Source organism: Mycolicibacterium aurum (genome assembly GCF_900637195.1).
Classification (GTDB): domain Bacteria; phylum Actinomycetota; class Actinomycetes; order Mycobacteriales; family Mycobacteriaceae; genus Mycobacterium; species Mycobacterium aurum.
Map to the genome: position 1 here is coordinate 3,070,298 of NZ_LR134356.1, position 24,908 is coordinate 3,095,205.

25 protein-coding genes are annotated in these 24,908 nt (G+C 67.4%); 12 read left to right on the plus strand and 13 right to left on the minus strand.

Going from position 1 to position 24,908, the window contains the following annotated elements; genetic code table 11:
* Positions 1–103: 103 nt before the first annotated feature.
* Genes EL337_RS14515 through EL337_RS14535 form a run of 5 tightly spaced genes read left to right on the plus strand, consistent with a single transcriptional unit; the run spans position 104 to position 3,824 of the window.
* The gene (locus EL337_RS14515; protein WP_048631006.1) at positions 104–307 is read left to right on the plus strand and encodes an Rv3202a family protein; all 204 of its coding nucleotides are present in this window, start codon (positions 104–106) and stop codon (positions 305–307) included.
* A gap of 57 nt (positions 308–364) precedes the next feature.
* A complete protein-coding gene (locus tag EL337_RS14520; RefSeq protein WP_048631007.1) occupies positions 365–1,537 on the plus strand; it encodes a serine hydrolase domain-containing protein in 1,173 nt (390 codons plus the stop codon).
* 25 nt (positions 1,538–1,562) lie between these two features.
* Positions 1,563–2,027: an SRPBCC family protein gene (locus EL337_RS14525; protein ID WP_048631008.1), complete on the plus strand. Its 465-nt coding sequence runs from the start codon at positions 1,563–1,565 to the stop codon at positions 2,025–2,027.
* Positions 2,028–2,070: 43 nt separating this feature from the next.
* Positions 2,071–2,499 carry a hypothetical protein gene (locus tag EL337_RS14530; protein WP_232786729.1) on the plus strand — a complete coding sequence of 143 codons (429 nt, stop codon included), beginning with the start codon at positions 2,071–2,073 and terminating at the stop codon, positions 2,497–2,499.
* A gap of 17 nt (positions 2,500–2,516) precedes the next feature.
* On the plus strand, positions 2,517–3,824 hold the full coding sequence (locus EL337_RS14535) for a cytochrome P450 (protein ID WP_048631010.1): 1,308 nt from the start codon (positions 2,517–2,519) through the stop codon (positions 3,822–3,824).
* Here the strand turns inward: EL337_RS14535 and EL337_RS14540 are convergent.
* From EL337_RS14540 to EL337_RS14555, 4 genes are all read right to left on the minus strand, one after another.
* Positions 3,821–4,270: a hypothetical protein gene (locus EL337_RS14540; protein ID WP_048631011.1), complete on the minus strand. Its 450-nt coding sequence runs from the start codon at positions 4,268–4,270 to the stop codon at positions 3,821–3,823. The two genes, EL337_RS14535 and EL337_RS14540, sit on opposite strands and share 4 nt — an antisense overlap.
* 114 nt (positions 4,271–4,384) lie before the next feature.
* Entirely contained in the window at positions 4,385–4,780 is a 396-nt protein-coding gene (locus tag EL337_RS14545; protein ID WP_048631012.1) for a hypothetical protein, read from the minus strand.
* 25 nt (positions 4,781–4,805) lie between these two features.
* Positions 4,806–5,912, minus strand: a complete 1,107-nt coding sequence (locus EL337_RS14550) for a glycosyltransferase (RefSeq protein WP_048631013.1) — start codon at positions 5,910–5,912, stop codon at positions 4,806–4,808.
* Positions 5,913–5,995: 83 nt separating this feature from the next.
* The gene (locus EL337_RS14555) at positions 5,996–6,934 is read right to left on the minus strand and encodes a dienelactone hydrolase family protein (protein WP_048631014.1); all 939 of its coding nucleotides are present in this window, start codon (positions 6,932–6,934) and stop codon (positions 5,996–5,998) included.
* Positions 6,935–7,045: 111 nt separating this feature from the next.
* Here EL337_RS14555 and EL337_RS14560 point away from each other — a divergent pair, with 111 nt between their 5' ends.
* Together EL337_RS14560 and EL337_RS14565 are read left to right on the plus strand one after the other, a co-directional pair.
* Complete coding sequence (locus tag EL337_RS14560; RefSeq protein ID WP_083442996.1) at positions 7,046–8,845, plus strand: N-acyl-D-amino-acid deacylase family protein; 1,800 nt, start codon at positions 7,046–7,048, stop codon at positions 8,843–8,845.
* On the plus strand, positions 8,835–9,299 hold the full coding sequence (locus tag EL337_RS14565; protein ID WP_048631016.1) for a nuclear transport factor 2 family protein: 465 nt from the start codon (positions 8,835–8,837) through the stop codon (positions 9,297–9,299). Before EL337_RS14560 ends, EL337_RS14565 begins: the two co-directional genes overlap by 11 nt.
* Positions 9,300–9,318: 19 nt before the next feature.
* Here EL337_RS14565 and EL337_RS14570 read toward each other — a convergent pair whose 3' ends face one another.
* From EL337_RS14570 to bfr, 5 genes are all read right to left on the minus strand, one after another.
* Complete coding sequence (locus EL337_RS14570; protein ID WP_048631017.1) at positions 9,319–10,425, minus strand: amidohydrolase family protein; 1,107 nt, start codon at positions 10,423–10,425, stop codon at positions 9,319–9,321.
* Positions 10,426–10,441: 16 nt separating this feature from the next.
* Positions 10,442–11,803 carry a type I glutamate--ammonia ligase gene (locus tag EL337_RS14575; protein WP_048631018.1) on the minus strand — a complete coding sequence of 454 codons (1,362 nt, stop codon included), beginning with the start codon at positions 11,801–11,803 and terminating at the stop codon, positions 10,442–10,444.
* A 21-nt stretch (positions 11,804–11,824) separates the two neighbouring features.
* Positions 11,825–12,307 carry a carboxymuconolactone decarboxylase family protein gene (locus EL337_RS14580; RefSeq protein WP_048631019.1) on the minus strand — a complete coding sequence of 161 codons (483 nt, stop codon included), beginning with the start codon at positions 12,305–12,307 and terminating at the stop codon, positions 11,825–11,827.
* Positions 12,308–12,326: 19 nt separating this feature from the next.
* Entirely contained in the window at positions 12,327–14,393 is a 2,067-nt protein-coding gene (locus tag EL337_RS14585; protein WP_048631020.1) for an MDR family MFS transporter, read from the minus strand.
* Positions 14,394–14,500: 107 nt separating this feature from the next.
* Positions 14,501–14,980 (minus strand): bacterioferritin, encoded by a 480-nt coding sequence (gene bfr / locus EL337_RS14590; RefSeq protein ID WP_048631021.1) that lies wholly within the window; start codon positions 14,978–14,980, stop codon positions 14,501–14,503.
* Positions 14,981–15,216: 236 nt separating this feature from the next.
* Between bfr and EL337_RS14595 the strand changes: the two genes are divergently transcribed.
* Both EL337_RS14595 and EL337_RS14600 read left to right on the plus strand, forming a co-directional pair.
* Positions 15,217–15,849, plus strand: a complete 633-nt coding sequence (locus tag EL337_RS14595) for a hypothetical protein (RefSeq protein ID WP_048631022.1) — start codon at positions 15,217–15,219, stop codon at positions 15,847–15,849.
* A 2-nt stretch (positions 15,850–15,851) separates the two neighbouring features.
* Positions 15,852–16,049 carry a (2Fe-2S)-binding protein gene (locus EL337_RS14600; RefSeq protein WP_048631023.1) on the plus strand — a complete coding sequence of 66 codons (198 nt, stop codon included), beginning with the start codon at positions 15,852–15,854 and terminating at the stop codon, positions 16,047–16,049.
* A gap of 9 nt (positions 16,050–16,058) precedes the next feature.
* Here the strand turns inward: EL337_RS14600 and EL337_RS14605 are convergent, their stop codons facing one another.
* From EL337_RS14605 to EL337_RS14615, 3 genes are all read right to left on the minus strand, one after another.
* The gene (locus tag EL337_RS14605; RefSeq protein WP_083442978.1) at positions 16,059–17,294 is read right to left on the minus strand and encodes a PE-PPE domain-containing protein; all 1,236 of its coding nucleotides are present in this window, start codon (positions 17,292–17,294) and stop codon (positions 16,059–16,061) included.
* A gap of 263 nt (positions 17,295–17,557) precedes the next feature.
* Positions 17,558–18,331 carry an enoyl-CoA hydratase/isomerase family protein gene (locus tag EL337_RS14610; protein ID WP_048631025.1) on the minus strand — a complete coding sequence of 258 codons (774 nt, stop codon included), beginning with the start codon at positions 18,329–18,331 and terminating at the stop codon, positions 17,558–17,560.
* The gene (locus EL337_RS14615; RefSeq protein ID WP_048631026.1) at positions 18,328–19,047 is read right to left on the minus strand and encodes an EthD domain-containing protein; all 720 of its coding nucleotides are present in this window, start codon (positions 19,045–19,047) and stop codon (positions 18,328–18,330) included. Before EL337_RS14615 ends, EL337_RS14610 begins: the two co-directional genes overlap by 4 nt.
* A 32-nt stretch (positions 19,048–19,079) precedes the next feature.
* On the opposite strand from EL337_RS14615, the gene EL337_RS14620 reads away from it, so the two are divergent.
* Positions 19,080–21,092 carry an FUSC family protein gene (locus EL337_RS14620; RefSeq protein ID WP_197724109.1) on the plus strand — a complete coding sequence of 671 codons (2,013 nt, stop codon included), beginning with the start codon at positions 19,080–19,082 and terminating at the stop codon, positions 21,090–21,092.
* On the opposite strand, the gene EL337_RS14625 is transcribed toward EL337_RS14620, so the two are convergent.
* The gene (locus EL337_RS14625; protein WP_048631027.1) at positions 21,064–21,690 is read right to left on the minus strand and encodes a PaaI family thioesterase; all 627 of its coding nucleotides are present in this window, start codon (positions 21,688–21,690) and stop codon (positions 21,064–21,066) included. The two genes, EL337_RS14620 and EL337_RS14625, sit on opposite strands and share 29 nt — an antisense overlap.
* A gap of 145 nt (positions 21,691–21,835) precedes the next feature.
* Here EL337_RS14625 and EL337_RS14630 point away from each other — a divergent pair, with 145 nt between their 5' ends.
* Positions 21,836–23,308 (plus strand): FAD-dependent monooxygenase, encoded by a 1,473-nt coding sequence (locus EL337_RS14630; protein WP_048631028.1) that lies wholly within the window; start codon positions 21,836–21,838, stop codon positions 23,306–23,308.
* A gap of 95 nt (positions 23,309–23,403) precedes the next feature.
* Positions 23,404–24,888, plus strand: coding sequence for an HNH endonuclease signature motif containing protein (locus EL337_RS14635; RefSeq protein WP_048631029.1), 1,485 nt, complete (start codon positions 23,404–23,406; stop codon positions 24,886–24,888).
* The last annotated feature ends 20 nt before the right edge of the window (positions 24,889–24,908 follow it).

A 24,908-nucleotide genomic window follows, 5' to 3' on the forward strand; every position in this document is an offset into this window, starting at 1 on the left:
GGGTGCGCGCAGCCTGCGCGACCTCCCGGTGCGTGACTCAACGCACAGGTGGGTACTACCGTGGCGGTCCCCCAGCACGCAACGACCATCAGAGAGACAGCCGATGACGACACCCGATGGCAGCCCGTTCGGTGATGCCGCGGAAGCAGACGTGGTCGAACAGAGCGTCCCGATCGACGACACCGAGGATGACCCCTGGCGCGACGCGCAGCGGGTCGGTGACGATCGCGGCTGGCAGGCCAGCGAAGCCGATCTCCTCGAGCAGGCGACGCCCGTACCGGACGACGATCAAGAGTTCGATCGCTGACCGGTGCGCCGGCGGATTGATTCCGGCGGCCGGAACACTGCGAATACTCTGAACGCGATGTTCAGTCGCGCATTGCCGATCGTGGTCGTTGCGGTGGTGTCGGCTGCGGGTTGCGCAGAGTCCTTCGAGCCGTCGCCCACCACCCCGACAAGCAGCACGAGTGCCGCGGGACCGGCGGCCACGATGCCGGCGGAGCTGACCACCAGGCTCGAAGGAGCGGTCGACCGGGTCATGGCCGAGGCGGGCGTCCCGGGAGCCATCGTCGGAATCTGGGGCCCCGACGGCGAGTTTGTGCGCGCGTTCGGGGTGGCCGACAAGAAGACCAGGGCACCGATGAAGACCGACTTCTACAGCCGGATCGGCAGTCAGACCAAGACGTTCACGGTCACGGCGGTGCTGCAGCTGGCGGATCAGGGTCGCCTCCGTCTTGATGATCCGGTCTCCCGTTTCGTCGACGGCGTGCCTCGGGGCGACGCGATCACGCTGCGCCACCTTGCCGGCATGCAGAGCGGGCTGCCGAACTACTCGCGCAACCCCGCGTTCGCGCGGGCCCTGTATGCCGGTCCGCGTCGCCCGTTCTCCCTCGCGCAGTTGCTCGAGTACGCGTTCTCCCAGCCGGCATCGTTCGCTCCGGGCGCCGCGTTCGAGTACAGCAACACCAACACGGTTCTGCTGGGTTTGGTGGTGGAGAAGGTCAGCGGCCAGGCCCTGCACGATTACATTCGCGACCACATCAGCGTGCCTCTCGGCATGCACGACACCAGCTTCCCGACCGACGACGAGTTCCCGAAGCCGCACGCCGCCGGGTACACGATGCAGACCGAGGACGGCCGCGAAGCCACGGCGACCGACTGGAACCCGTCCTGGGCATGGGCGGCGGGCAGCATGGTCTCGACACTGCAGGACATGCGGATCTGGGCGCCGGCGCTGGCGACCGGCGCGCTGCTGACCCGGCAGACGCATCAGGAGCGGCTGCGAACCGTCGACGCCGAGGGCAAGCCCGCGCCGTTCGGCTACGGCCTCGGCTTGTTCAACCAGGCGGGCTGGATCGGCCACAACGGCAGCCTGCCCGGCTATCAGACCGTGTCGGCCTACCTCCCGGAGCGCCACACCACGCTCGTCGTCTTCACCAACACCGACATCCCGTTCCGCGGCGCGGATCCCGGCACCTTGTTGGCGACGGCGCTCACGACGCAACTGACGCCGGACCACGTGTACCGGATCGGCTGAGCTCCCGACGAAGAAAGGCCACACCATGCAGGGATCGGTAACGGTGTCCATGGCTGCTCCCCCGGAGCGGATCTGGGATCTGATCGCCGACGTCCGCAGTATCGGTACGTTCTCGCCCGAGACGTTCGAGGCGGAATGGCTCGACGGCGCGACAGGACCGGCGCTGGGCGCCCGATTCCGAGGTCATGTGCGGCGCAACGAGATCGGTCCGGTCTACTGGACGCCGTGCCGGGTCACGGCGTGCGAGCCGGGTCGCGAATTCGGTTTCGAGGTGCTGCTGGGCGACCGGGCCGTGAACAACTGGCATTACTCGTTGACGCCGACGGCGACGGGCACCGACGTCACCGAGTCGTTCCGCCTCAATCAGAGTCCCCTCATGGCGGTGTACTCGATGTCGATAGGGCGACTGCGCCGGCGCCGCAATCTCCGCGATATGAGGAAGACGCTGGAGCGGGTCAAGGGTGCGGTGGAGGGCGGAGCCCGACCATAGATGTGGAGGGCGGAGCCCGACCGTAGATAGCGAGCAGGCTTGATTGCCCGAGATCGATGGCGGGTATGTCGCCCCGGTGACGGATGCAACTGATGCCACGGTGGATGCGGTGGGGAAGCTGACGGAGGCCCTGGAGTTCGTCGAGCGGGCCAGGGGCCATCTCTATTCGTTCCATCAGCTGATGGGCCACGCGGATCTCCTGCTCGGCGAGGCGTGCGACGCGCTGCGGGAGGCCGGCAACGATGCGGCGGCCGAGCGGATGGAGACCGAGCTCATCGGCCACAACGTGCTGTACGGCCGGTGGACTTTCCAGATCGTGGAGGAGTTCGACGACACCTACTGGTCGCTCTTCCGCGAACACGAGCGCCGCACGCGCGACGAACTTCTCGGTGGCGAGCGGCACGTGCACGAGGCGCGGATGAAGGAAGAGCGTCGCACTCACGGCCGAAAAGGTCATGAACAGCGGCCCTGAGGCTACGCTCGGGTGGCATGAGCTCGAAGACGGGTGTCGACTCCGGAACGGTCGTACGCACCAACGGGATCGCTCCCCCGGATGTGCCGCTGGCCGATGTCGACCTCGGCTCGTGGGATTTCTGGGGTCTCGACGACGACATCCGTGACGGCGCGTTCGCGACGCTGCGGCGGGAGGCTCCGATCACCTTCCACAACTCGTATGTCGCCGACCCCGACGCCGAGGTCGCCGGACACTGGGCACTAACCCGCTATGACGATGTGTTCTACGCGAGCAGGCATCCCGAGATCTTCAGCTCGGCCCTCGGCATCACGGTCAGCGACCAAACTCCGGAACTCGCCGAGTATTTCGGCTCGATGATCGCTATGGACGATCCCCGTCACACCCGCCTGCGCAACATCGTGCGCAGCGCGTTCACGCCGCGGGTACTGGCCCTCATCGAGGACTCGGTGCGCGTGCGGGCGCGCAGCCTGGTCCAGGACATGGTGGCCGCACACCCCGACGGTTGCGGAGAGATCGTCGCTGAACTGGCCGGCCCGTTACCCCTGCAGATCATCTGCGACATGATGGGCATCCCCGAGCAGGATCATCAGACGATCTTCCACTGGACGAATGTCATCTTGGGATTCGGCGATCCGGACATCGCCACGGATTTCGACGAGTTCGTTTCTGTCGCAATGAGTATCGGGGCCTACGCCACCCAGTTGGCTGACGACCGGCGGTCGCATCCGGGTGACGATCTGACCACAAGCCTGGTGCAGGCGGAACTCGACGGCGAACAGCTCACGTCGGCCGAGGTGGCGTCCTTCTTCATTCTCTTGGTGGTCGCGGGCAACGAGACCACCCGCAACGCGATCAGCCACGGCGTGCTGGCGCTGAGCCGCTATCCGGAGGAGCGCGACCGCTGGTGGTCGGACTACGCCGCGATGGCGCCTACCGCGGTCGAGGAGATCGTCAGGTGGTCGTCCCCGGTGGCGTATATGCGGCGCACCGCCACGCGAGACGTCGAGTTGGGCGGAGTCACCATCGCCGCCGGCGAGAAGGTCTCGCTGTGGTACGGATCCGCGAACCGGGACGAGTCCAAGTTCGCGGATCCGTGGCGCTTCGACGTGACCCGTCATCCGAATCCGCACGTGGGCTTCGGCGGCGGCGGCGCGCATTTCTGCCTCGGCGCCAACCTGGCCCGTCGTGAGATCACGGTCGCGTTCGAGGAGCTGCACCGACTGGTGCCCGACATCCGAGCTGTCGCCGAACCAGACCTGCTGCAGTCGGCGTTCATCCACGGGATCAAACGGCTGCCCGTGCGCTGGACGCCGCCGAACTAGCGGGTGGTGACGTCCGGCCGCATGTCACCGGCGTCACTGCCGCGGTATGTCTTTTCAGGCGCAACGTCCTTCTGCCGGTTGTGATCGGCGTCGTCGATGCCGGTGCTGCGCGGGTCGAGCTTGTCGGCATGCTCCCGGCGCGCGTTCAGGTGCTCCTGTGAGCTGCTCAACGCATCACGACGGCTGGACGCGGTGTCGGCGAGCCGTGCAGCCTCGGCGGCCTTGGCCTCAGCTTCGGCCTGCGCCGCACGGGCCTTGGCCTCGGTTTCCTCGACCAGCGAGGCCTGCCGCTCCACGCGCTTGGCATCGTGCTGCACCTCCTCGCGGATGCGGTCGGCTTCCTCGGCACGGCGACGGTTTCGGGTCCGCATCGCCAACATCACGACGACGCCGATGACGACGAGCGCGATAACTGCGACCACGATCCATACAGCGGTGTTATCCATGCCAGCTCCTTTGCTTGCAGGGCTGGTCACGCTGACGGCCCCGTTGATTGCTCGGATGCCCCTGACATGGTGGGGCTAAACCGGGACAACGTGCGCCGCGGCGCAGGATTTCCGTCAGAGGGTGGCGCTGACCGGGCCGTTCGCCTGGCAGTAGGGCTGCGGCGGATTGCCTTTCGACGCGCAGCCACGGCCGGTCGCGGTGTAGGTGGCGCCCGGCCGGTACGGCTGGAAGAACACCTGTGCGGGCAGGATCCCCCGGCCCTGCGCACACTGTCCGGGGCCGCTGGACCCTTGCATCTGGATACAGGCAACGGTGCGGAACGTGACGGCGCCGTCGCACGCGCGTGTCGTCACGGTCGCGGTGACCATATTGGTGCCGGACACGTTCACCACGGTCGGCGCGGTGAGCTCGTAGGTGCATGCCGTCGGCTCCGGCTGTGCGCCGGCAACCGCCACGGTGGACCCGAGAAGTGACGCGGTGGCGGCGAGCAGGGCGAACGTCCGGAGCATCCCTGGATGGTAGGCCACCACACCCCTAGTGGACACGCAAAGCGCTGAGCATTCCTGCTGCCGACTGCGGCCAGGTGAACTGTTCGGCGCGCCGCCGAGCGTTGGTGCGCCGCTGCAATTCGGGGCGGTCGAGCAGGGTGGTGACGGCGTGGGCGATGGCGCGCGGGTCGTTGTCGGCGGTGGCGCCACTGTCGGGGGTGAGAATCTCGGCCAACGCCGACGTTCGCGACACCACCGCGGGTGTGCCGCATGCCAGCGCTTCGAGAGCGGCCAGCCCGAACGTCTCGTGCGGGCCCGGCGCCAACGCGATGTCGGCGCTGGCCAGGATTCCCGCGACGGTGTCCCGGCACCCGATGAAACCGGTGAAGTCGACCGGCAGTCGCGTCGCCTGTCTCTGGAGCCTGGCGCGCAGCGGTCCCTCCCCGACCACGACCAGTCGCGCGTCGATGCCCGAATCACGCAGCGCCGCCACCGTATCGATGCTGCGATGCGGATGCTTCTCGACCGACAGCCGGCCGCAGTGGACCAGCAGCAACTGTTCGGGGCCGGCCCACTGCGCCCGGATCTCCGACGAGCGCCGACGGGGATGGAACTGGTCGAGATCGACACCGAGCGGGACCGTCATCGCGTTCTGCGCGCCGATCCGGTCGAACTCTTCACGGGCGAACGCCGTGGTGCACACGACGGCGTCGTAGTTGGCCGCCGTGCGTCGATTCGCCGCGTCGGCGACCGCTCGCGCCATGGCGGCGGGAAGCACCTGTCCGACAAGGCGATCCAGCCGCTCGTGGGAGATCATCACGGTGGACACGCCGTGTCGGCGGCCCCACGGCCCCAACGATCGCAGTGTCAGCCGGTCGGACACCTCCAGCGCGTCGGGGCGAAGCCGTGCCAGCAGGTCGGTCACCGGCCGCGGATGCACGGCCCGGTATCCGCCGGTGAACGGGATCAGTCGGGCGGGCATGCGGATGCGGATGACCCCGGACGGCAGCGTGGTCCGGTCGGGGTGTGGTGCGGGGACGATGAGGTAGACGGTGTGTCCGGCGGCGCAGTACTCGGCACCCAGCCGGTCCACCGCGGTGCGCAGCCCACCGGACCGCGGCCCGTAGAAGTTCGCGACCTGGACCACCCGCATGGCTGCATCACAGCCTGTCCGTGTGTGCGGAGCGCTACGCGGGGTCGGCGGGTTGTCGAACAGCAGGTTTATAGCGGGCGGCGCTAGCCGACGTGGGTGGCCAGCCACTCCAGCGTGCGGGTCCACGCGTCCGCGGCGGCGGTCGGGTCGTAGCGGTCACCGGTGTCGTTGAAGAAGGCGTGGTTGGCGCCTGGCTCGGTGACGAGCTCGTGCACGAGACCCGCTTTCTCCAGAGCGGCCTTGGCCGTCGGCTCGGTGGCGTTGACCCGCTGATCGAGCTCACCGTAGAAGGCGAGCACCGCGACGTCCTGGGAGCCGGCGAAGTCCGGGTTGTCCGGTGTCGGGCCGTAGAACGGGAACGCCGCGGCCAGCTCGGGGGTACCTGCGGCCAGAAGTCGCCACACCAGGCCACCGCCCATGCAGAATCCGATGGCCGCCACCTTCTGTCCCGGTGTCCGGCGCTGCACCTCGGCGATGCCGGACTTCAGGTCGGCCACCATGTCCTCCGGGGCGCGGTTACCCAGGGCCGCCGTGGCCTCCGCGGGATCGGTGAAGGTCGCGGTGCCCCCGCGGTCGGAGAGCAGGTCGATCGCCAGGCTGGAATAGCCGGCGCCGGCCAGCCGGCCCGCCACCGACCGCGTCCAGTCGTTGAGGCCTTTGTTCTCGTGGATGACCAGGATTCCGCCCCGCGGTTCGGACGCCCCAGCCCAGGCGCCCTGCAGTTCGCCCTTCGGGCCGGCCCAGGTGACCGGTGTGGTCGGCAGTGCGGCGTCCATTCCCGGCGGCGGTGCGGCGTTCACCGCGGACGTCGCCGTCGACGAAGGCGGTGGCGGCGACGTCTCCGATGACGTCGCCGTCCCCGCCTGCTGCTTGCTGTCTCCACACGCGGCGATCAGCGCAGTGGCCGCGGTGGCGCCGACGCCGAGCAGCGCCAGGCGGCGCATCGCCTCCCGGCGGGACAGCAGCCCGTCGACGTGGTCGGTGGCGATCTCTTCCGCGATGTAGCGCTGGAGCGGGGTCACGACTCCCGATTATGCGCTTCTGCCCAGCTCACGGCCAGGAGTAGACACTGAGCAGAATCTGTTCACCGATTTCGTTGACACCTGCCCTGTCAGCGCTGTTCTATGGGCGACGTGAGCTACGACACGATCATTCGCAACGGCCGATGGTTCGACGGCACCGGCGCCCCGTCGGCGGTGCGCACCATCGGCATTCGGGACGGCCACATCGCCACCGTCGCCGAGGACGATCTGGACGAGACCGATTGCCCGCAGGTGATCGACGCCGCGGGCAAGTGGGTGCTGCCCGGCCTGCTCGACATCCACACCCACTACGACGTCGAGGTGCTCGGCGGACCTGCGCTGGCCGAATCCCTGCGCCACGGAGTCACCACGGTGATGCTCGGCTCGTGTTCGCTGTCGACCATCTACGTCGACCCCGTGGACGCCGGCGACATCTTCGGCCGGGTCGAGGCGATCCCCCGCCACCATGTCATCGACGCGGTCGACCGGCACAAGACCTGGTCCAACGGCGAGGAGTACATCGAAGCTCTCGAAGCGCGGCCGCTCGGCCCCAATGTCGCGGCGTTCATCGGCCACTCCGACATGCGCGCAGCCACCATGGGACTGGACCGCGCCACCCGCAAGGATCAGCGGCCGACGAAGTTCGAGCAGGCCCAGATGGAGCAGATGCTTACCGAGGCACTGCGCGCCGGCTTCGTCGGAATGTCGTCCATGCAGCTGCTTTTCGACAAGCTCGACGGTGAGGTATGCCGTTCGCGCACGCTGCCGTCGACGTACGCGAAGGCGCGTGAGCTCCGGCGGCTGAAGTCGCTGCTGCGCCGCTCGGGCCGGGTCCTGCAGTCCGGGCCCGACATCGAGAACCCGTTGAACATCGGGTCGCAGCTGTTCCAGTCTCTCGGCATCGTGCGTAACCCGCTCAAGACCAGCCTGCTCTCGGCAGCCGATGTGAAGTCCAACCCGTTCGCGGTGAAGCTGCTGGGCCCCATGGCCCGCCTGGTGAACCGCCTGGGCGGCAACTTCCGCTGGCAGCACCTGCCGGTGCCGTTCGAGGTCTACGCCGACGGCATCGATCTGGTCATCTTCGAGGAGTTCGGATCCGGGGCTGCCGCACTGCACCTCAAGGACGAGCTGGAGCGCAATGCACTGCTTCGCGACGAGGACTACCGGCGCCGGTTCCGCAAGGAATACGAGGCGAAGTTCGGCATGCGGGTGTGGCACCGCGACTTCTTCGACGCCCACATCGTCGCCTGCCCTGACGCATCGGTGATCGGCAAGTCCTTCGGTGAGGTCGGCCGTGACCGCGGCGGCCTGCACCCGGTGGACGCGTTCCTCGATCTGGTCCTCGAACATGGCACCGCGCTGCGCTGGCGCACCACGATTTCCAACCATCGGCCGGAGGTACTCAAAAAGCTCGCCGCCGACACCGCGATCCAGATGGGGTTCTCGGACGCGGGAGCGCACCTGCGCAACATGGCGTTCTACAACATGGGTCTGCGGCTGCTGCGCCACGTCCAGGACGCCGCACGCTCGGGCCGGCCCTTCATGACCGTCGAGCAGGCGGTGCATCGACTCACCGGCGAACTCGCCGACTGGTACCGCATCGACGCCGGCCACCTTCGCGTCGGCGACCGCGCGGACGTCGTGATCATCGACCCCGAGCGCCTGGACGCCACGCTGGACGAGTACGCGGAAGAGCCGGTCGAGCAGTACGGCGGACTGTCGCGGATGGTCAACCGCAACGACGACACCGTGGCCGCCGTGTTCGTCGGCGGCCGGGCGGTGTTCCTGGACGGGCAGCCGACATCTCTGGTCGGCACCGAGCGCACGGGCCGGTTCCTGCGTGCCGCGCATCGGGCGCCGGCTCCGGCCACATCGGCTGCACGCAAGGATGCACTGGCCCATGTCGGTTGAGCAGACGGCAGAGGCCGTCGACGCGGTGGTGCACGGGATGTGGAGTGCGCTGTCGGCACGTGACTGGGACGCTGTGAAGACCTTTCTGGCACCGGACTGCATCTATCTGGACGTACCGGTGGGCCCCGCCGCGGCGGCGCGCGGGCCCGACGACATCGTCAAGCGACTCAAGATCGGGATCGAGCCGCTGGCGTCCTATGAGAACTTCCCCGGCCTGATGGTCAGCAACGGCGTCGACGTCATGTACGAACATCACGAGGAATGGCATTGGCGTACAGGCGAATCCGCCGTTCTGGACTTCGTCACCGTGCACCGGGTCGTCGACGGAAAGATCACGCTGTGGAAGGACTACTGGAACATGGGCGCGCTGGCCGACCACGCGCCGCCCAGTTGGCTGGAGGATTTCGCCAACGCAGACATGTCGTGGATATTCGACGCGACCGGTCTGGTCTGAGGAGGAACCGGACCTCCGGTCAGTCGAGTTGGTAGACGCGCCGGGCGTTGTCCCCCGCGATCAGGTCGACGACCCGGATGGCGTCGGCCTCGCTCCACTCGCCGGCGTCCACGAAACCCTGCAGCGTCGCGGCTATCCCGGTGCGCCACAGGCGCGACCCGAGATAGTGGAGTTCGGACGGGCCGAAGCCGTCCGAGGAGTACAGGATCTTGCGGAACGGCGCCATCTCCAGCAGACGGCCGATGAACGCGACGGATCGGGCGCCGAGGTAGTTGATGGACAAGCCGCCGTCGAGGTAGACGTTGTTGAAGGCCTGCGCCAGATAGCCGGCCTCCCGCTCGTAGGGGTAGCAGTGCAGCAGCATCACCGGCGTGTCCCCGCTGACGCGTAGAAAATCCAGCAGGTGAACAGGATTGGCGGCATCCAGGTCACAGTCCCGGTCGCCGAAGCCGACGTGGAACTGCAGCGGTTTGCCCAGGCGCAATGCGCGGTGCAGGCCGAATCGCAGCAGCACGCGGTCTGTCAGGCGGGTGCCGCCGGCCGCGCGCCAGCGCTCCGCCGCCACGGCCACCTCGGCGGGTGAGGGATCGGACAGGTCGCCGACGAAGCCGCCGCGGTAAGCCAGCACCGACTTGGTGCCGATGGCAGTCCGGCCCTGTTCGGCGAGCACGTCGTCGAACGCCGCCGCATAGTCTCCCGCTGCGGCGGCGGCCTGCTCGGCGATCGATTCCAGCCGGATGACCTCGTGGACACGGCCCACCCCGAGCCCGGCAAGTTCTTCGAGGTCGGCGACCCCGCTGGCGAAGCCGGTGTCGACCACCCAGTCCGAGACCTGCGCTTCGGCCAGAAATCGTTGCGCGACTTCCCGTTCCGCCACGGTGCTGCGCCGAGCCCAGTAGTCGTCGGCTGCGGCGTGCTTATCGAGGCCCAGATGCGGAGCACAGTGCGCCCGCACCGCGAATCCGAGCTGGGTGTCGAAACCGGAGTCGAATTCGGCCAGGGGTTCGGTGTTGGCCTCGTTGAGGGCGTTCTCGAAGCGGGCCCGTCCGACGGTGTCCAGCCAGCAGCCGTGCACGTGGTGGTCGACGAGCTGCACGGCGTCCACATGTTCGCGCAGCGCCGTCACGCAACCACCCCTACATTCAGACGCTCCATGCCAGCCGGAACTTCTCCGCGAGCTCGTCGGCGCTCAGGGCGGAGAAGTTCTCCTGCTCGTAGCGCCGCACCGCGACCACCGCGTCGACCACCTCATCGCCGAGGAGGCCGCGCAGCCTCGACGAACCATCGAGGGCGTCCAGGATCGCGGACTGATCGGTATTGAGCACTGTCACGCCCGCATCGGCGCGGCCCGAGTCGGTCAGGCTCGAGGGATCGACGGCGACCTCGGCGGGCAGGGGCAGATTGCGCTCGATGCCGTCGAGGGCAAGACCCAGGATCGCCGCCGCCGCGAGATAGGTGTTCGCAGCCGGGTCGATGACCTTGACCTCGACGTTCGCGCCATACGGGTTGGCGTCGCCACCCGGGAGGAATCGCACCGCGGCTTCCCTGTTCTCGGTGCCCCAGCACGCGTACGCGCCTGACCAGTGTCCCGGCAGCATCCGCAGGCCCGACAGAATCGATCCGCTGAGCATGCCCTGAGCCTCTGCGAGACCGGAGAGCACGCCCGCGATGGCCGACGCGCCGTCGGCGGTCATGCCGGCGGCGCCGTCGCCGCCGGAGAACAGCGGAACTCCGTCACGGGTCAACGAAAAATGTTGATGGGCACCGGAACCGACGCTCCCCGCGAACGGCACCGGCGACAGGCTGACGCGCATGCCGTAGTTCCTGGCGACCCGACCGATGATGATCCGCATCAGCGTGGCGTGATCGGCGGCTGCGACGGGGGGCTGCGGGGCCAGCGAGATCTCGAACTGGTTCACGCCGTACTCGGGGTGGAACTGCTCGATCGCGACACCTGATGCCGTCGCCGCGGCGGTGACGTCGCGGACGAAGCCCTCATGCTCCAGCACACCCGCGAGCCCGTACTGCGCCCACATGTGTGCAGGCAGCGCACTGCCATCGGCGCCCACGAGGACGAACTCGATCTCGTGTCCCATCAGTGCCTCGAGGCCGGCATCGGCGAGACGGTCCTGCATCCGGAGCAGGGCACCTCGGGTGCAGAACGGGTCCGGCGAACCGTCCTGAGCATAGAAACAGCCAGGGGCCCAGGCGAATCCGTCACCGAGGATGCGCAGGGCGCTCAGATCGATACGAATCCGCTGATCCCCGACCACCCCGGTCGAGTCGCTGAACACGATGCCCGCCTGGTCGATGGCGAATACATGCCACACCGGGCTGGCGCCGAGGCCGGGCTCGGCGAACGATCCCATGCGCCGCAGCGGGACGGTCTTGGCGAGGATCAGCCCCGCGGGGTTGACGACGGTGCCGATCAGGCTGGCGACGCCGTCGGCCTCGAGCTGGGCGATGGCTGCAGCGGCGAGCGGTTTGGCGGCCATGTCAGCCATTGTGCAACCGACTCGCGCTCCTCACAGCGTGATCTTGCAGGTCTGCCCGATGTCGAGGGTGCGCAGCACCCGGCCCATACCCACCCACATGGCGCAGGAGATCGCCAGGTCGGTCAGCAATTCGTCGCTGAAGTGCACGGCGGCGCGCTCCCAGAAGTCCTCGTCGTCGCGCAGGCCGACATGGTCGGTGGCAAATCGGTGCGCGAACTCCATGGCGATGCGCTCGGCGTCGCTGTAGCCGGGCCAGGTGCGCCACTGGGTGGCGTAGTCGTAGAACTCCTCGCTGATCCCGTTGGTCTCGCCCTCTGAGTCGCGGGTGTTCTGGCACACCACGCATTCGTTGGCATAGGCGATGACGATCCGCGCTGCCTCCCTGACCCGCATGGGCAGCCGGTTCTTCGTGTAGACGGCGTGGGAGAACTTGGCCATCGCTGTGCCCAGTTCGGGTGACTTCACCGCGAAGGCAGTCACGTCGTCGTCCTCGAAGTCTCCGATTCGGCTCATGGCGAAATTGTAACGTGTTTCACTTTCCGGCCGCCGCAACTTCGACGCGGTCGTCGTCCCAGTCCCGCTGCACCAGCAGGCGCTGCGCGATCCGTTCCAGTGCCGCCTCGACGTCTGCGCGATCCGGACGTCCCTCGAACGTCGGCGAGGTCTCCAGCTTCTCGATGATCCGGCTCACCAGCGCGGCCGTCGCGGAGTCCACCTGCCGGGCGCCCGACTGAGTAAGCCACAGCTGGTCGCCGGTACGCAGCGCGTGACCGTGGTCGACGAGCCTGCTGAACGTCGGCTCCAGTACTTCCGGCGGGACACGGAGACGCTCGGCCATCTCGGTCAGCCGGGCGGAGCCGAAAACCTGGCTCTGACGGTAGATCTGGATCAGCGCCCACAGCAGGGCCACATCGGACTCACAGCCGCGTGTGCCTGCGATACTGCGGAGCCGGATCTCCGGTGACTGCCGCACCAGCCTGCCGACCGCCGTCTCCAGCATCTGTTCCGGGGAATCGCTGGAGGGCATCCCGAAGCCCTCCCCCATGTCCAGGCCGACGGCGGTCTCCATCTCCCGCAACGGGACCCGCTTGAGCGTCAATGCCACGAGGAACCCGACGAGAGCCACCGGCGCCGCGCACAAAAACACCATCCCCAACGAGTCGGAATACGCCTCGACGATGGGCGCGGCGACGTCGGGGGCCAGCCGGTGCAGGAACTGCGGGGACTCCGCCGCCTCGGGCGGGGCTCCGCCGGCAGCCAGCGCACCGGCGATCCGCGCATCCAGGAAGTTGGCGAACAGCGACCCGAAAATCGCTGCGCCGAAGGAGCTTCCGATCGTGCGGAAGAACGTGACGCCGGACGTCGCCACCCCGAGGTCGGAGAAGTTGGCGGTGCTCTGCACGATGAGGATCAGCACCTGCATGCACATACCGATCCCGGTGCCGAGTACGAACAGGTACGCGCTCTGCTGCAGCATCGGGGTGGTGGCGTCCATGCGGGACAGCAGCACGAAACCCAGCACCATCAGCGCCGTCCCCGCCACCGGGAAGATCTTGTAGCGGCCGGTGCGGCTGACCAGCACACCGCTGCCCATCGAGGTCAGCAGCAGCCCACCGACCATCGGCAGCGTCCGCAGCCCGGACTCGGTGGCCGAGACGCCGTCGACGAACTGCATGAACGTGGGCAGGAATGTCAGTGCGCCGAGCATCGCGAAGCCGACGATGAACGACAGCACACAGCACACGGTGAACACCGGGCTGGCGAACAGCCGGATCGGCAGGATCGGTTCTTTCGCGCGCAGTTCGACCCGCACGAACGCGGCCACCGCCACGGCGGACCCGATGAACAGGCCGATGATCATCGGCGAGGACCAGGCATAGGTGCTGCCACCCCAGCTGGTGGCCAACGTCAGGCCGGACGCTCCGATACCGATGAGCACGATGCCGGCGTAGTCGATGACGGGCCGGCCGCGTCGGCTCAGCGCCGGGATCGTCGTCAGCGCGACGATGAACACCACGATGCCGATCGGCACGTTGATCCAGAACGCCCAGCGCCACGTCAGGTGGTCGGTGAAGTAACCGCCGAGCAGCGGGCCGACCACCGTGGTGACACCGAAGACGGCACCGAGTGCGCCCTGGTAGCGGCCGCGATCCCGCAGCGGGATCACCTCTCCGATCAGCGCGGTCGCGGTGACCATCAGGGCGCCGCCTCCGATGCCCTGCAACGCGCGGGCACCGACGAGCATCTCCATCGACGAGGCGATCCCGCACAGAACCGAGCCGATGAGGAAGAACACCACCGCCGCGCCGAAGACCATCTTGCGCCCGAAGAGATCGCCGAGCTTGCCGACGATGGCCGTCGCGATCGTCGACGCCAGCAGGTAGCTCGTGACCACCCACGACTGGTGGCCCGCGCCGCCGAGGTCGGCAACCACGGTGGGCAGCGCGGTCGCGACGATGGTCTGGTCGAGCGCCGCCAGCAGCATGCCGAGCACCACCGCAACGAAGATGATGTTGCGGCGGTGGGAGCTGACGGGGACGGGCTCGCCGGGGCTGTTTTCCTCAGCGAGCTCGGGACGTGCCGGCGGCGACGCAGTCATACCTGCCTTCCTGATCGACCGTGGACTCTGCAGAGAACATCGTTAGATGATCTATGAAAGTTACGGTACTCAGGCAGGTGGTTCCCGCGGGTGCGGGTGCCGAACCGCTACTGAGGCGGGCGGGACACGCACTGGGCGAGGTAGAGCTCCTCGCCCAGCTTGCCCATCAGCTCCAACTGGGTCTCGAGGTAGTCGATGTGGAGTTCCTCGTCGGCCAGGATCTCCTCGAACAGCGTCGCCGACGTGGCGTCGCCCTTCTCCCGGCACAGGATGATCCCCGGCCGGAGGCGCCCCACGACCTCGTATTCGATCGCCAGGTCGGCTTCGAATTGTTCGCGGACCGTCTGGCCGACACGCAGCGAGAACAGCCGCTGGTAGTTGGGCAGGCCGTCGAGAAGAAGAATTCGATCGGTGATCTTCTCCGCGTGGACCATTTCCTCAAATGATTCCTTGCGGGTGTGCTCAGCCAATTCGGTGAAACCCCAGTTGTCCTGCATCTTGGAATGCAGGAAATACTGATTGATCGCCGTCAATTCGCTCGTCAATTGCTCGTTGAGCAATTTCAGAACCTCGGGATCGCCTTGCATGGCTTGCTCCTATACACGTGGTTGACCGTCGCGTGCGATATCTGCACAGGCTGTGTGCGAACACGTCCAATCTAGAGCACATCGGGTGCGGATCGCCTGTGAAAGGTGCGGCGATGCGCGTGTTTCGACCATCTCTGCGATCCCGAAGCCCCAGATCAGCCCACTAGTCTGGACTGCCTAGGCTAAGTAAGGTTAGACTCCGCTAACCGAAGTGAGGCCGTAGGTGAGGATAACCAATGGGTGAGTATGACCTTCACTCATTCATCCTTGCCTGCGATTTCCGGGTCGAAGACGTCGACGTGATGTGGGAATGGCTCGGCAGGCATCGTGATGGCCTTTCGGCTATGGGCGCTCATCATGTTGTCCTGTACGAATCGATGTGGGAACCGCGCCGTGTATTCGTGACGATCGGAATTCGGCAAGCCACATCCATGCGCGACGTTCTGCGGTCGCCTGCGATATTCGAGTGGTTCAATATCTCCGGCGCCGACGACATCCCGCCCATCTTCGGCGGCGAGGTGGTCGAGAAGATCGACCTGTGCGGACCCAGCTCACCGGAGCATGTCGGCCGCGTCGTCGTCGGTGTCATGTCGTCGGTCGACGACGTGCCTGCGCTGATGATCAAGGTGCACGACGGCCTGGACCGGTTCAAGCGTGGCGGCGTCCGCAAGATCTGGGTCTACCGGGCTCTCGACGACGGCCACGAGGTGCTGATCCTGCAGGAGATCGCCGACGAGGCGAGCGCGAGGCAGTGGATCGAGCACCCCGACGCGGCCGCCGAGTGGATGGCCAACGCCGGCATGGGCCCGTACCCGACCCGGTTCGTCGGCCGGTTCGCACACCTGATGACCGTCGACGGGCAGGGGTAGCGATGTTCGTCTGTCTGTGCACCGGAACCACGAGCCATGTGGTCGACGAGGTGGTGGCCAAGGGCGCGCGTACCTCCAAGGAGATCGCCGACGCCTGCGGGGCCGGCGGCGACTGCGGGCGCTGCCGGCGGACGCTGCGGGCCATGATCGAAGCCCACTTCAGAGCGGTCGACGCCGCTCCCAAGAGTGTCGCCCGCTAGCTGACAGTCCTAGGCATCGCTGCCTGCGTCTGCGGTCGCGGCGCTGTTCCGTTGTTTTCCGCTGTCCGCGGTATCGCCCCTCTCGGCCGCCTGGCCCCTTTCTGCCTTTTCGGCCCTTTCTTTGCCGACGCCCACCGTCGTCCGCTCCGAGTCATCGTCGTCGGGGCTCGCGCTGGTGCTGGCTTCGGCTGAGTCAGTAGCCGTCGACTTGTCCGTGCCGTCGGCTGTTGCCCCCGCGTCGTCCGCGTCGATGCCGACCTCGTCGGCGTCGTGTTCCCCGGCATCCGACCTCGACGCGAAGGCGAGCGAGTCGCTCTCACCCGAGTGGTGATCGAGGTCCTGCGGTGCGGGTGCCGATTCGACAGCCGGTGCAGCCGGGGCGGCGGCGAGTGGAACGAGCGCCGAGCGGCCCGCGGGTTCTTCGACTTCCTCCGTCGGAAGGTATGACCGGTCGTAGCCCCGCTCCACGATGTCCTTCAGTGGACCGTTGAGTGCGTCCGCGAGATCCGTGAGTCCGAGCCGCCGCAGCGGCTCCAGCAGCGGCAGGTTCTCGGTCGGCACAAAAACGTAGGTGGTGTTGCCCTCCGTCCACACGATGTTGGCGGGGTCGTACATGTCCACGTTTTCGTAGTCGGTGTGGATGACCGTGAACGCGGCCAGCGTGTTGAGCAACGCGAGGACGTTGAGCGGATGGTCGGGGAAGTCGGACGCGGGATCGTACTGGCGCGAGATGTCGATCACCTGGTACTGGGTCTGCGGCATCACATCGCGGCCCGAACCGCCGTGAGCGCGAGTGGGATTGCCGATCAGCACGAACGACAGCTCACCCGGCGGTGGGGCGTCGGGATCGTCGGCATGTTCTGCCAGCCAGTCCGTGACCGACCGAGCCCCTTCGCTGTAGGAGAACACGACCTTGGTGCCGGCTGTGGCGTCGATGGTCGCATCGATGATCGCGAGTCCACGCGGATCCCAGAGGGACTGATCGATCTGGACGCAGTTGTTGGGCGCTTGGCAAACCCTGCCCTGGAGTTCATCTTCCATGGACCCGGCCCAGGGAAAGATGGTCAGCACGGTGGCCGGACTCGGCACCGGAGGCACGGTGGCCGCGGCTGCGGCCGGCCCGGCGACCAGTGGCCACACCGCCGCACCCACGGCAAGCACGGTCGCTGTCCGCCTGATCCCGTGGTCCGGGGTGTGAGGGCGCACGTCCGCCCAGACCTGCCACGGCTTTGTCCGACTACCCATTGGTGACTCCCCCTGTGCGAAACGAACGTTCCATCCCCCCGACGGAACCGGGCCATGCAGTTTGCTGAGCAGCGACCCGTCAGCTTTATTGTGGTCCAGATCTCATCGAATCAAAAGGGCTGCTCGCACTTTGCTGACAGTGAGGGTGCGTCCGTCGGTGAAACGCAGCGCGACAACGCGCGCCTGGCAGAGGTGTCGCAGTGCTTTGCCCCGGCGGTGGCGCATCGATTGGGTCGCAGGTGCCGCCGCTGGTCGGACCGGGACTAGGCGTTCGTTTGCCCGACTGTGCTCTGCCCGGTGAACTCGGCAAGGGCGGCCGCATTGGCGGCTCCGCCGAGCAACTCCTGAAAGTGCGCGTTCTCGCGCTGAGTCGCGGCGGCGATCTCGGCGCGATAGGGCTCCACGATCGTCTTCTTGACAGCGACGAGGCTCGGAATCGAGCGCGACGCCAGGATCTCGGCGTGCCTCCGGGCTTCAGGGAGCAGGTCGTCCGGCTCGCACACCTTCCACGCGATTCCCATCCGCTGCGCCTCGGCCGCATCGACCCACTCCGACGACAGCAGAAGCCAGGCTGCGTTCTGCCTGCCGATCAGTTGCGGCAGCAGATACGACGACGCCGCCTCCGGTGCCACCCCGAGGCTGGTGAACGGGCACTTCAGCCTGGCGGTGGACGACATGAACACCAGGTCGGCATATCCGAGGATGGTGGTGCCGATCCCGAGACCGACCCCGTTGACCGCGCAGATCAGTGGCTTCGGCAGGTCGGTCAGCGCATCGATCATCGTCGTGAAGTGACTGCCCTCGGTGGTCAGCGACCCGTCGGCGATACCGGCCTGCATCTCCTTGAGATCGTTACCCGCGCTGAAGGCCCGACCGGCCCCGGTGATGAGCACGACCGCAACGTCGGGGTCCTCGGCCGCGTCGCGCAGCGCGGTGGCGGTCGCGAGGTAGAGCTCCTGATTGAACGCGTTGAGCGCCTCGGGCCGGTTCAGGAGCAGCGTGCGGACCCGATTGTCGTCGCTGATCTGCAGAGTCACGGCTGCAGCGTATCTGGCGCGCGGAACGCGTCCCGCAGCACATACCGGCTCGTCGGCACGGTGTCGACATTCTCGTTGGCGCCGAATGCCGTTGTGCTGGCCACCATCCGGTTCATGCGATCACCGAGCTCGGCGTCGTCGGCGGCGCCGAAGAACGCATACAGATCGGCCGTCGCCTCGATCGGGAACAGCTCCTCCACGATCGCCGAGACCGGCGGCGCCCCCGGAGTGAGCGCCCGCACCACGGTGTTCTGGACGTAGCCGAACGTCGATTGGGTGTCGAGCGCCACCTGGGTGTGATCGTGGTGCCAGCGGCGCAACCAGGTGGCCTCGTCCAGATGGTCCGGTCTGCGCAGCAGCGCCACATTCGCAAAGCCCGGGGTGCGCTCACCGGGCTCTGTGTGCGGCGGCGCCAGCGGCACCGACTCCGTCACCAGATAGGCCGCCACCTGCTCGCACAGCTGAGCCAACACAGTTGTCGCCCTGTCGATCTGCGACCCGTAGTACTGCGGTGTCCACATGCTGACGAAGGCGATCACCGGTGGATCCAGCGTCGTCAGCGTCATCAGTGAATCGGTGACCATCGAATCACGCACGTTGACCGTCAGTCCTGCAGCGCCGGTGTCGAGCAGGTCCCGGGCGACCTCGGTGCGCAACCGTGCACACCAGGCGTCGTCGCCCGGTGCGCCTCGCAACGCGATGATGACTTTCTCCACTGGGCGAACATAGCTCGGGTCAGAATGGACGGGTGATCAAGGGTCTGGCGTTACCCCCGGTGATGCCGGACCTGGGCGCGGTGCTGCGCAGCCTCGGATGTGTCGTGGTGATCGCCGCGATCGCAGTGCAGTGGGGACCGCCGGGTTCGGCGACCGCCGCCATGGGCGCCGCCGTGATCGCCGGTGCCGCCGGGCTGATGGACAGCCCACGCAACCGGGTACCGCTCGTGCTCCTCGTCTCCACGCTCACCGGTGCGGCGGTCCTGTTCGGCGCACTGACATCGGCCTTTTCGCCGCTGTTCGTCGTCGTGGTCGCGGCGTGGTGTTTCGGGGCCTCGATGCTGTGGGCACTGAGTGGCAGCGCCGGGCTGCTGGGTGCCGCGGCGGGCGCGCTGCTGGTGACGGCGCCGCCCATCTCTCCGACGCCGGGATCGGTGCTCGGCGCGACCGCGCTGGCGGTAGCCGGCGGCCTGCTGCAAGCGGCGGTGGTGGCGCTGTGGCCGCCTCAGCGCTGGCGAGACCAGCGCGCCGCGCTGGTGGCCGCGTATCGGGCCCTGGCTGCCGACGCGCGAAAGCTCAGCGCCGGTGGTGACAAGACGGACTTCGCGGTCAACACCGAGCCATTGATGGATCTGCACGAGGCCTTCGTCGTGATCGACGGCAGGCACCGTCGCCGCCCCGCCGAGTACCGCAGCTGGTATGCGCTGCCCGAGCGGATCGCCGCGACACTGGCCGACGTGGCGGCCATCCCCCGATCCGACGCGCTGTCGCGCGTACTCTCCGAGGCCGCCGACACGCTCGCCGCCATCGCCGACACCGGACGTCCGGGCCGCATCGGCACCGATGTGGCCATCAACCGATTCGACAGCGTGCTCCGCGAGGTCACCGACCGGGAATCGGCGGCTTTGCAGCGCCTTTCTGCCCAGTTGCACGAGGCGGTGGCGATGCGCTTGGGCGACTTCGTGGCGTCCACCCCTGAAGCGGTGCGCTTCCGCCGTCCGGAACTGCGCACCTCGGCGCGCGCCGCGATCGATCTGATCCGCAGTCACCTGGTCTGGCATTCGCCGGTGTTGCGGCACGCGGTGCGGCTCAGTGTCGCCGTGACTTTCGGGTGCGCGGTCGAGCGGTATACCCATGCTCCCGAGGGCTACTGGATCCCGCTGACTGTTCTCATGGCACTGCGACCGGAGACCGCACATACCTACACCCGTTGCGCAGGCCGGGTGGCCGGCAGCGTCGCGGCGATCGTCGTCGCGTACACCGTGCTCGCCGTGCTGAACCCTGCGGTCGCGGTGTCCGCTGCCCTTGCCGTCCTCGCCGTCGGTGTCGCGTTCCTGGTGTCCGGACTGGGCTACCTCGCAGTGTCGGCTGCGGTGACGGCGGCAGCGGTGTTCCTCATCGATGCCGGCCGCCCGGGTCCACCCGTTGCGATCAGCGATCCGGTACTGGCCGCGCTGGCCGGTGGCGCCCTGGCGGTGATCGCGCATGTCCTGCTGCCCGATGACGCGCTGACGCGGCTGGCGCAGCGCGCCGGCGAACTCCTGAAGACCGAAATCGACTACGCAGCAACGGTGATCAAGGCTTACGTCCACGAACTCGACAGTCCGGCCGAGGCGTTGTCGGCGTCGTGGCAGCGCGCCTTCCGGGCCAGGGCGGCGTTCGAGGCCGCGACGGGCGCAATGCGCATCGAATCCCGCGAACTGCGGCACTGGCTGCGCGCGTACCGCACGGCACTCAATGCCGTCACCGGTTCGTGCACGACGCTGGAAGCCCACCTACCGGTCCGGCCGGTCACCGCCGACCGCGAATTCGCGCTCGCGGTCGATGAATACGTCGAGGCGCTGTGCGGCGACCCGCCGACTGCGGCGTCGCCGTTCACCGTGGATTCCGCGGAGCTGGCCGCGGCCGATCAACGATTGCGCGACGCGGTACCACGGCGCGGCTCCGACGACGGGCCGGCGCGCGTCCTCGTGGCCGAAGTCGCCGCGATCACGCGCAGCCTGACGGCGATCGCTGTCAGCTCCGGGCCCACTTCGGCTCGATGAACACCGCCTCGGCCTCGACCGTGATTCCTGTCTTGTCGGCGATGTGGCCCACCGCGTACGTCTTGAACCCGTCGGTGTGCGTGACCCGAGCCTCGGCGTGGAGCCGGCCCAACGGCGTCAACCGCCGATAGCGGACGTTGATGGTTCCGGTGAGCCGCTGGACGCCCGGCCTACTGGCCGCGTCGCCGAGGACGTGGTCGAGAATCTTCGCCGAGACCCCGCCGTGGACGTGTCCTGGCGGACCTTCGAACGCTGCGCCCAGATAGAAGTCGCTGGTGGCGACACCCTCGGGCTCCTTATGAATCAACAGCGGCGGCGCGGTCGGGTTCCGCACCCCGATCACCGCGTTGCCCCACGGCATCGAATCGCCCTCGGCGCCGAATTGGATGCCGAACGATCCGTCCTTCTGCGCGGCGCGCAACCGCGCCGTGGCGGAATCGATCTCGGCCTTGGCGGCGGCGACGACGTCCTCGTCGACTTCGGTCCGGATGGTCGCATCGATCAGCTCGCGCACCGACCCGGTCAGTGGTTCGTATACGGCCCGCAGCCGCGCGACGTCGTCGGCACTGAGACCGTCGACATGGGTGTAGTCCAGCACCCCTCGACTAGAACATGTTCCAGCCGTGCGGGCGAGGCGGGGGTGCCGACGCGCTCCGAAAACTAAGTCATCAAGTGTTGACAGTGACCACGATCAGCCTATGGTGGAAGTCATCAGCCGTTGACTTCGCATCGAGGAGACCGCCATGACTGCGTCATCAGATGTCCCCGTCCTGATCGTCGGCGCCGGCCCGACCGGCCTGACCGCCGCGCTGGAACTGACCCGGCTCGGCGTGGCCGTCCGCATCGTCGACCGTGCCGCGGAGCCGTCCCCGGAATCTCGCGCGCTGGCAGTACAGGCGCGCACGCTCGAGCTGCTGCGCGTGCGGGGCGTGGGCGACGAGATGGTCTCACTGGGCAACCGGGCCCACAGCGCGGCACTGCACGCCGGCGGAGGCAAGATCGCGCGCATCGAACTGAGCCGAATGCCCAGCGAATTCAACTACATACTGATGCTCGCACAGTCAGAGACGGAACGGATTCTCACCGAGCACTTGAGCCGGCAGGGCGTCAAAGTTGAACGTGGCGTGGAGGTCACGGCGGTGAACTCCCATCGTGACCATGCCGACGTGACGGTGCGCAGCGGCAAAGGCACCACGGACACGGTGCGCGCCCACTACGTGATCGCGGCCGACGGCCCCCACAGCACGCTGCGGAAAGCGACGGATCTCGGGTTTCCGGGCCGCACCCTCCCCCACGCCTACGTGCTCGCGGACCTCTACATCGACGGCGACATCGCCGAGGACCAAGTGTCGATCTTTCTGGCCGCCAATGGATTTGTCGCAGTCTTCCCGATGGGCGAAGGGCGCTTCCGGCTGATGGCCACCGACCCGGACGGCGTCGTCGACAGCAACGGAGATCCCATCATCGCCATCCAGAAGCTGTTCGACCGCGTGGTGCACATCCCCGTACGGTTGCACTCGCTGAATTGGACTTCGCGATTCCGGATCAACAGCAGGCACATGACGGTACTGCGCTCGGGACGGGTGTTTTTCGGTGGCGATGCCGCGCATGTGCACAGCCCGGCCGGCGGGCAGGGGATGAATCTGGGCATTCAGGACATGATCAACCTGTCGTGGAAGTTGGCCATGGTGATGGACGGGCGAGCCAAACCCGAACTGCTTGATACGTATTCGTCAGAGCGAATTCCTGTGATCAAGAAACTTGTCCGGTTCACCGAGCTCGGAACACGAATCTTCAACTCGACGAATCCCGTTGTGCACCAGGTGCGGATCCGGATGGCGCCCAGAGCGCTTTCGCACGACCGTGTCCAGAACGCCGCCGCGGCGATGTTCGGTCAGATGTCCGCGGGCTATCGCGGCGACGCGTTCACCGCGGACGCCGGGGGTGCCCAGGGGTTGCGCGCAGGCGACCGCGTACCGGACGCAAACGGCATGTACGACGCGCTGGATCTGGGTGCGCTGACGCTGTTCACCGACGATGAGCAGATTGTCGACCTTGCGCGTGGCTGGGCCGGCGTGGTCACGGTGCGACGGGGCACTCGCCCGGGCGGTTGGATGGTGGTCCGACCGGACGGATACCTGGGCGCGGCCGGTGGATCAGGGGACGCGCCTGCGCTGGATCGCTGGCTCAACCGCTGGTTCGTGCGTCCTCGCTGAATCTCTGAATTTTCCTCTGTCACTGGGGTTTCTGTGGTCGCGGGGGTGCCCTGGTGTCACAGGGCGTGTCGGCGGGTCGACCTAGTGTTCGATATATGGATGGGGTGTCGGAGGCGGTCGCGACCATCGGCGAGCAGCTGGCCGTGTTGTCGACGGCCTGCGACGAGCTGTCCCACCGCGACCTGATCAGCCTGCTGGTACAGGTGAATGCGGTGGTGCGCGCGGTGCCCGCGCTGGAGTACCCCGCGTTGGCGCGCCTGACCGGGGAGACCGAGCCGTGCCGGTTGGGGGAGAAAACGTGGCCGGCGGTCCTGACGACGGCGTTGCGGATCACCAGCGCTGAGGCCAAACGCCGCCTCGCCCGGTCGAAGGTGTTGGGGCCGCGGCAGGCGATGACCGGACAGCCCCTGCCGCCGCTGTGGGAATCCACCGCCGCCGCGGTGGCGCGTGGGGAGTTGGATGTCGCGCATGTGGAGGTGATCGAGCGGTTCCACAAGGCGTTGCCGTCCTGGGTGGATGTCGACACCCGCGCCGCGGCCGATGCTCAGCTGGCTGAGCTGGCGGCGGGGTTGGATCCCGACAACCTTGATGCTGCCGCCAGACGGTTGCTGGCGTGTATCGATCAGGACGGACCGCCACCGAGCGAGGCCGACCGTGCCCGGCGACGCGGAGTCCGGTTCGGGCCGCAACAATCAGATGGCTACAGCACTATGAGCGGCTGGGTGTCGGCCCAGCTGCGTGCGGTGATGGAAGCGATCTTCGCCAAAGAAGCCGCCCCCGGACACCACATCCCCGACGAGGAACCCAACACCGACACCAAGGTGCCTCAGGCCGAGGCCGATACGCCCGAGGCCGATGCGCCCAAGGCCGAGGCCGACGTGCCTGATGCCGATGCCCCCGAGGCCGCACCCGCGGACAACAAGGACAGGTGTCCCGATCCCCGCCGCACCGATACCCGCACCGCGGCCCAGCGCAATCACGACGCCCTGCTCGCCCTGGGGCGCCGAGTGCTGGAATCCGGAGACCTCGGCACCCACAACGGCCTACCCGTCACCGTCATCGTGTCCACCACCTTGCAGGAGCTGGAAAAAGGAGCCGGGGTCGCGGTCACCGGCGGCGGCTCGCTACTGCCGATGCCGGACCTGATCCGGATGGCCGCCCAGGCGCATCACTACCTCTATGTCTATGACAAGCACACCGGCCAATCGTTGTATCTGGCCAGGACGAAGCGCCTCGCCAGCACCGCGCAGCGGATCGTGCTGCATGCGGGTGATCGTGGCTGCACCCGCCCGGGCTGCACCGCACCGGGATATTGGTGCCAAGGCCACCACGCCGTCACCGACTGGACCGACGGCGGACAGACCAACGTCGACGACATGACCCTGGCCTGTCCCCAAGACCACCGCATGCTCGACACCACCGACTGGCGTACCCGCAAGAACACAACAAACCAGACCGAATGGCTCCCACCACCCGACCTCGACACTGGCCAGCAACGCGTCAACGGCTACCACCACCCCGAGCGATACCTCCTACCCGAGGACGGCGATAACTCGTCTGGCGACGATGACGTGCCCTGAGAAAGTTTGTGCTGCAATGA